The organism is Streptomyces sp. NPDC059900 (assembly GCF_050270335.1).
Lineage (GTDB): Bacteria > Actinomycetota > Actinomycetes > Streptomycetales > Streptomycetaceae > Streptomyces.
Window position 1 is genome coordinate 1 of the sequence record NZ_JBNNJZ010000519.1, and the last position, 5,792, is coordinate 5,792.

Sequence of the window (5,792 nt, forward strand, 5' to 3'; positions counted from 1 at the left end):
GCAGGGCACTGTCCTTGGACCACTACCCTGGTGTGGTGACGATTCGCCTGTACGACACCAGCGCCCGGCAGATCCGAGACTTCAGCCCGCTCACCGACGGTTGTGTCTCGATCTACCTGTGCGGCGCGACGGTGCAGGCAGCCCCGCACATCGGGCACATCCGGTCGGGCCTGAACTTCGACATCATGCGCCGCTGGTTCGCCTACCGCGGCTACGACGTCACCTTCATCCGCAACGTCACGGACATCGACGACAAGATCATCCGGAAGTCGGCCGAGCAGGGCCGCCCGTGGTGGTCGATCGGATACGAGAACGAGCGGGCGTTCAACGACGGCTACGACGTCCTCGGCTGCCTGCCGCCCACGTACGAGCCGCGTGCCACCGGCCACATCACCGAGATGATCGAGATGATGCGCGGCCTGATCGAGCGTGGCCACGCGTACGAGGCGGACGGCAACGTCTATTTCGACGTGAAGTCCTTCCCGGGCTACCTGGAGCTGTCCAACCAGGAGCTGGACAACCTCCTCCAGCCCGAGGGCGAGGGCGAGACCGGCAAGCGCGACCCGCGTGACTTCGCCATGTGGAAGAACGCCAAGGAGGGGGAGCCCAGCTGGGAGACCCCCTGGGGCCGCGGCAGGCCCGGCTGGCACCTGGAGTGCTCGGCGATGGCCCACAAGTACCTCGGCCGTGAGTTCGACATCCACGGCGGCGGCATCGACCTGATCTTCCCGCACCACGAGAACGAGATCGCGCAGGCCAAGGCCTTCGGCGACGCGTTCGCGCGGTACTGGGTGCACAACGGCTGGGTCACCATGAGCGGCGAGAAGATGTCGAAGTCGCTCGGCAACTCCGTCCTCGTGTCGGAGATGGTCAAGAAGTGGCGCCCGATCGTCCTGCGCTACTACCTCGGCACCCCGCACTACCGCTCGATGATCGAGTACAGCGAGGAAGCCCTGCGCGAGGCCGAATCCGCGTTCGCGCGGATCGAGGGCTTCGTGCAGCGCGTGGTGGAGAAGGCCGGGGGCGTCGTCGAGCCCGCCGCCCAGGTGCCGCCCGCCTTCGCCGACGCGATGGACGACGACCTCGGCGTCCCGCAGGCGCTCGCCATCGTCCACACGACGGTCCGGCAGGGAAATTCCGCCCTCGCCGCCGACGACAAGGAAGCCGCGGTCGAGCGGCTCGCCGAGGTGCGCGCCATGCTGGGCGTCCTCGGCCTCGACCCGCTCGACCCGCAGTGGGCCGGCGACGGCGACCGCGGGGACGACCTGCACGGCGTCGTCGACACCCTGGTCCGCCTCGTGCTCCAGCAGCGGGAGGCGGCGCGCGGCCGCAAGGACTGGGCCACCGCCGACGCCATCCGCGACTCGCTCAACCAGTCCGGTCTCGTCATCGAGGACGGCCCGAACGGACCGCGGTGGACTCTCGGCCCGCGCTGAGCGTCTGACCTCGCAATGTGCCGCCCGGCGACCCGGGCGGCACACTTCATATACGTACGCAGTTCACGCAGTGCGCAGTCACGCCGTACGACGGCAACCGCACGCATCACAGAGACAGGTAGGTCATGGCCGCTAACAACCGCCGCATGTCCGGCAAGAAGGGCGCGCAGGTCGGCAGCGGCGGGAACCGGCGCCGCGGCCTTGAGGGCAAGGGCCCGACGCCGCCCGCCGAGGCGCGCAAGGGACACAAGAAGAACCGCATCGCCAACGCCGCCGCCAAGAAGGCCGCGGGCGGCCCCGGCGGCGGACGCCGCCCCAGTGCCGTGAAGGGCCGCGGCAAGGGCACGTCCGAGATGGTCGTCGGACGCAACTCCGTCGTCGAGGCGCTGCGCGAGGGCGTGCCCGCGTCCACGCTCTACGTCCAGCAGTTCATCGACAACGACGAGCGCGTCCGCGAGGCGCTCCAGCTCGCCGGTGAGCGCGGCGGCATCCACCTCATGGAGGCACCGCGCCCCGAGCTCGACCGCATGACGAACGGGCTCAACCACCAGGGCCTCGTGCTCCAGGTGCCGCCCTACGAGTACGCCCACCCCGACGAGCTCGCCGCCGCCGCGTACGACGTGGGGCAGGAACCGCTGATCGTCGCGCTCGACGGCGTGACGGACCCGCGCAACCTCGGCGCCGTCGTCCGCTCGGTCTCCGCCTTCGGCGGGCACGGCGTCGTCGTCCCCGAGCGGCGCGCCGCCGGGATGACCGCGGGCGCCTGGAAGACGTCCGCCGGTGCCGCGGCCCGTACGCCGGTGGCGCGGGCCACGAACCTCACCCGCGTCCTCGAGGCCTACAAGAAGGACGGGCTCGCCATCGTCGGCCTCGCCGCGGACGGCGAGCACGAGGTCGGCGAGCTCGACGCGCTTTCCGGCCCCGTGGTCGTCGTCATCGGCAGCGAGGGCAAGGGCCTCTCGCGCCTTGTCGGCGAGACCTGCGACTACCGCGTACGCATCCCCATGCCGGGCGGCACGGAGTCCCTGAACGCCGGTGTCGCGGCGGGCGTCGTCCTCTACGAAGCGTCCCGGCGCCGGAGCTAGCCGCCGGTCCGGATGCCCGCCGGCCCCGATACCAGGGGCCAGCGGGCATCCTGCGGGCGTGCGGCGAAGATCTTGACGCGGTCCGGACATTTCCACGCGGTCAAGGCAGTGTCCTAAACACACATCACTCGGTTAGATGAGTGTGGACACCAGAACACCCCGCAATCCCACGGGGGGAAGCTCGTCAGGGTTCGACGAAGCTCCCGCGCTGAGCATGGTGAAGGTGCCGAGCGACCCGGCGCAGGTCATCGTGAACCACGCGAGCTTCCGCGTGCAGCTCCCCACCGCGCAGCGGACCCAATCCCCGCGTATCGCACGGCACTTGAGCAGTGCCGGCGACACCATGCACATCCCCGCGTCCGGCTCCGCCGCCCGACGCCGCTCGCCCGTCGTCTGGAGCGGCAAGTCCGAGCCGGGCGACCCCGGAGCCACCGGCCTGCTCCAGGCCGTGCGCGGCACCGGCGTGCGCCATTCGGCCGAAGTCGGCGGCACCTCGTACGACGACGGAGGCGCCACCCAGGTCATCCCCCGCATCGACGACGACGATCTCGAGAGCACGCAGGCCACGCCTGCCGTCATCGGACCCCGGAGCCCCGAATCCGGCACCCGGCTCATCCCGCGCATGCCGGCATCCGAGAGCGACCTCGACGAACGGCTTCCCTATGACGAAGACGAGTTCGACGACGATGACGACGACGCACGACAGGTAGTCAAACGGCACGGGGCCGACCCCGTGCGGCACGCCTATTACCCCGGCCGCCGCATGAACCTCGGCGTCGTGCTGCTCCCGCTGCGCGTCTTCCTCGGATTCATCTCCATCTACGCCGGCATGGGCAAGCTCTGCGACCCCGTGTACTTCGACGGCGGCGACCGCGGCTCCATGGTCAAGTGGCTCAACTCGCTGCACCCGTGGACGCTCGCCGAGCCGCTGCGCGAGTTCGCCCTCTCGCACCCCGTGGGCGCGGGGCTCTGCATCGCCTTCCTCCAGATCATCGTCGGCGTGCTCACGGTCCTCGGGCTCTGGCAGCGGGTCGCGGCCAGCGTCGGAGTGCTCCTGTCCGCCGCGCTCCTGGTCACCGTCAGCTGGAAGACCGTCCCCGCCTACGACGCGCCGGACATCATCTATCTGGCTGCATGGTCGCCGCTGATCATCGCGGGCGCGCCCGTCTACTCCGTCGACGGACGCCTCGCCGGCGAGGCCTGGCGCAGGCTCGGTCCGCGCGTGGACATCTGGGCGCTGCGGCGCCGTGTGCTGCGGCGCGGCGGGCTCATCGGAGCGTTCGTCATCGGCTGCACGCTGCTGATCGGTTCGATGCTCGGCGGCGCCGTGCGCGACGCCGACCGCGTGACCGTGCCGGGACCCGGCGAGGCCCCGCGCAACGAACTGCCCGGTTCCCCGCTCCCGCAGGAGCCCGGCAAGCAGCGCCAGCGCCAGGGGCAGTCGCAGAGCCCCACGACCGCCGGGTCCGGGGCGCCGACGCAGGGCAGCTCCGCCAGCCCCACGCGGGGCGCCGGCGCGGACGGTGCGGCGACCACGCCGGGCGCGGCGCCGGAGACGGCCACCGCGGGCACCGGCCAGGGACAGCCCAGCCAGACGCAGGGCGCCGCGGGGCAGGCCCCGCCCCAGCAGTCGTCGCCCCAGCAGCCTCCGGCCTCGGCCACCGCGGGACCCACGTCCAGCGGCGGCAGCGGGGGCGCGGCGCCCGAGGGCGGCGCGAGCGGCGGCGGCACGGGCCGCGGCAACGAGCGGCTCGTGGGCGGGCTGCTCGGCGGCGGCTGAGGCTCTCTGCCCGTACGCGAAGGGGCCCCGCACAGACACTGTGCGGGGCCCCTTCGACGTATGGAATCCGACGTACGTAAGGCGACGTACGTGATGCTCAGCCGGACGTCTGGGCCGCGAGTTCCTTCGCGGCCTCCGTGAGGTCCTTGGCGGTGTCGATCGCCCGCCAGTAGGCGCCCTGCGGCAGCGGGAAGCCCGCCAGGCTCTTCTCACGGGCCAGGCGCGGGAACGTGGTGCGCTCGTGGTCGCCGCGGTCCGGCAGGAGCGCGGTGAAGGCAGAGGAGAAGACGTACACGCCCGCGTTGATGAGGTAGGGGGACGGCGGGGACTCGATGAAGTCCGTGATGTGCCCGAACGCGTCCGTCTCGACGGCGCCCCACGGGATGCGGGGGCGGGCCAGGGCGAGGGTCGCGGTGGCGTCGCGCTCGGCGTGGAACTCCGCCATGTCGCGCAGCGAGAAGCGGGTCCAGATGTCGCCGTTCGTCGCGTACCAGGGGCGGTCCGCGTGCGGGAGGTGGCGGGCGGCGTACTTCAGGCCGCCGCCGCGGCCCAGGGGTTCGTTCTCGACGACCGTGGTGACGTTAAGGGGGAGGTCGGCCGACTCCAGCCACTCCTGGAGCACCTCGGCGAGATGGCCGCAGGAGACGACCGCGTCCGTCACGCCCTCGGCCGCCAGCCAGGAAAGCTGATGGCCGATGATCGGGGTCCCCGTGCCGGGGATCTCGACCATCGGCTTCGGCCGGTCATCGGTGTACGGACGGAGGCGCGAGCCCTGGCCTCCGGCCAGGACAACGGCCTGTGTGGGCTTGTGGACGTCGGGGTCACCGGTCATGCCGGAAACCCTACGTGCCGCCCCCGTCAGCCGTTCTTGTGGGCGGCGACGCCCGTCGCGAAGGACGTGTCGCAGACCGGGCGGGAGTACGACTGGGCACGGCTCGGGCCGTACTTCTGGGCTGCGGCGCGGCCGAGGGCACGGGCGATGGACACGCAGTGCTTGGCGAGCGACGGGTGGCGGTTCACCTCCTGCTGGAGGTGGGTGAGGGCGACGCCGGGGGTCCTCTCCTGGAGTTCCAGGAGGAGGCGGTCGCGCAGGACGTCGTGCGCGGCACGGGACTTGGCCGGTGCGGAGAGATCGTCGGCGGATGCGGTGAGCATCGAATCCGAGGAGTTCCCCGACCAGTTGACGCTGGTGACCGCTAGGGTTCCGGAAAGCACCAGCATCACGGGCAGGACGAGGGCGAGCGTGCGGCCGATGCGTCGGGCGGGGCCTCGGTGGGCTCGGCGCGGCTTCTGGGTGTAGTTGGCGGAGTGCGTCACGCGAGTGAGCGTAGCGGTCGGTGATGATTTGGCGACATTACGTCACTCGGTCGAGCGACGGAGAATGAGGTTTTTTCGGAGCGGTGTTGACGGGCGCCAACCGAAATGACCGGTCTGCCGGGGTATTTGTCGACAACGTGGCGCGCGCAGAGGGCCCCGCACCACGGTGCGGGG

The 5,792-nt window shown here is 71.3% G+C and carries 5 protein-coding genes; 3 read left to right on the plus strand and 2 right to left on the minus strand.

Annotation, left to right across the window (positions count from 1 at the left end):
* Positions 1-35 precede the first annotated feature (35 nt).
* The 3 genes from cysS to ACQKIP_RS37865 all read left to right on the plus strand — a co-directional run bounded on the left by cysS (position 36) and on the right by ACQKIP_RS37865 (position 4,301).
* Positions 36-1,436, plus strand: coding sequence for a cysteine--tRNA ligase (gene cysS, locus ACQKIP_RS37855; protein ID WP_365860274.1), 1,401 nt, complete (start codon positions 36-38; stop codon positions 1,434-1,436).
* Between the two features lie 125 nt (positions 1,437-1,561).
* The gene (gene rlmB, locus ACQKIP_RS37860) at positions 1,562-2,521 is read left to right on the plus strand and encodes a 23S rRNA (guanosine(2251)-2'-O)-methyltransferase RlmB (RefSeq protein WP_365860275.1); all 960 of its coding nucleotides are present in this window, start codon (positions 1,562-1,564) and stop codon (positions 2,519-2,521) included.
* A 136-nt stretch (positions 2,522-2,657) separates the two neighbouring features.
* Entirely contained in the window at positions 2,658-4,301 is a 1,644-nt protein-coding gene (locus ACQKIP_RS37865; RefSeq protein ID WP_365860276.1) for a DoxX family protein, read from the plus strand.
* Between the two features lie 97 nt (positions 4,302-4,398).
* Here ACQKIP_RS37865 and ACQKIP_RS37870 read toward each other — a convergent pair whose 3' ends face one another.
* Positions 4,399-5,133, minus strand: coding sequence for a nucleotidyltransferase family protein (locus ACQKIP_RS37870; protein ID WP_365860277.1), 735 nt, complete (start codon positions 5,131-5,133; stop codon positions 4,399-4,401).
* A gap of 26 nt (positions 5,134-5,159) precedes the next feature.
* Positions 5,160-5,618, minus strand: a complete 459-nt coding sequence (locus ACQKIP_RS37875) for a hypothetical protein (protein ID WP_365860278.1) — start codon at positions 5,616-5,618, stop codon at positions 5,160-5,162.
* Positions 5,619-5,792: the final 174 nt, after the last annotated feature.

Bases quoted from the DNA above. Each gene is read 5' to 3' on its own strand.
- rlmB (WP_365860275.1), top strand. From the start codon at position 1,562: ATGGCCGCTAACAACCGCCGCATGTCCGGCAAGAAGGGCGCGCAGGTC.
- ACQKIP_RS37865 (WP_365860276.1), top strand. From the start codon at position 2,658: ATGAGTGTGGACACCAGAACACCCCGCAATCCCACGGGGGGAAGCTCG.
- ACQKIP_RS37870 (WP_365860277.1), bottom strand. From the start codon at position 5,133: ATGACCGGTGACCCCGACGTCCACAAGCCCACACAGGCCGTTGTCCTG.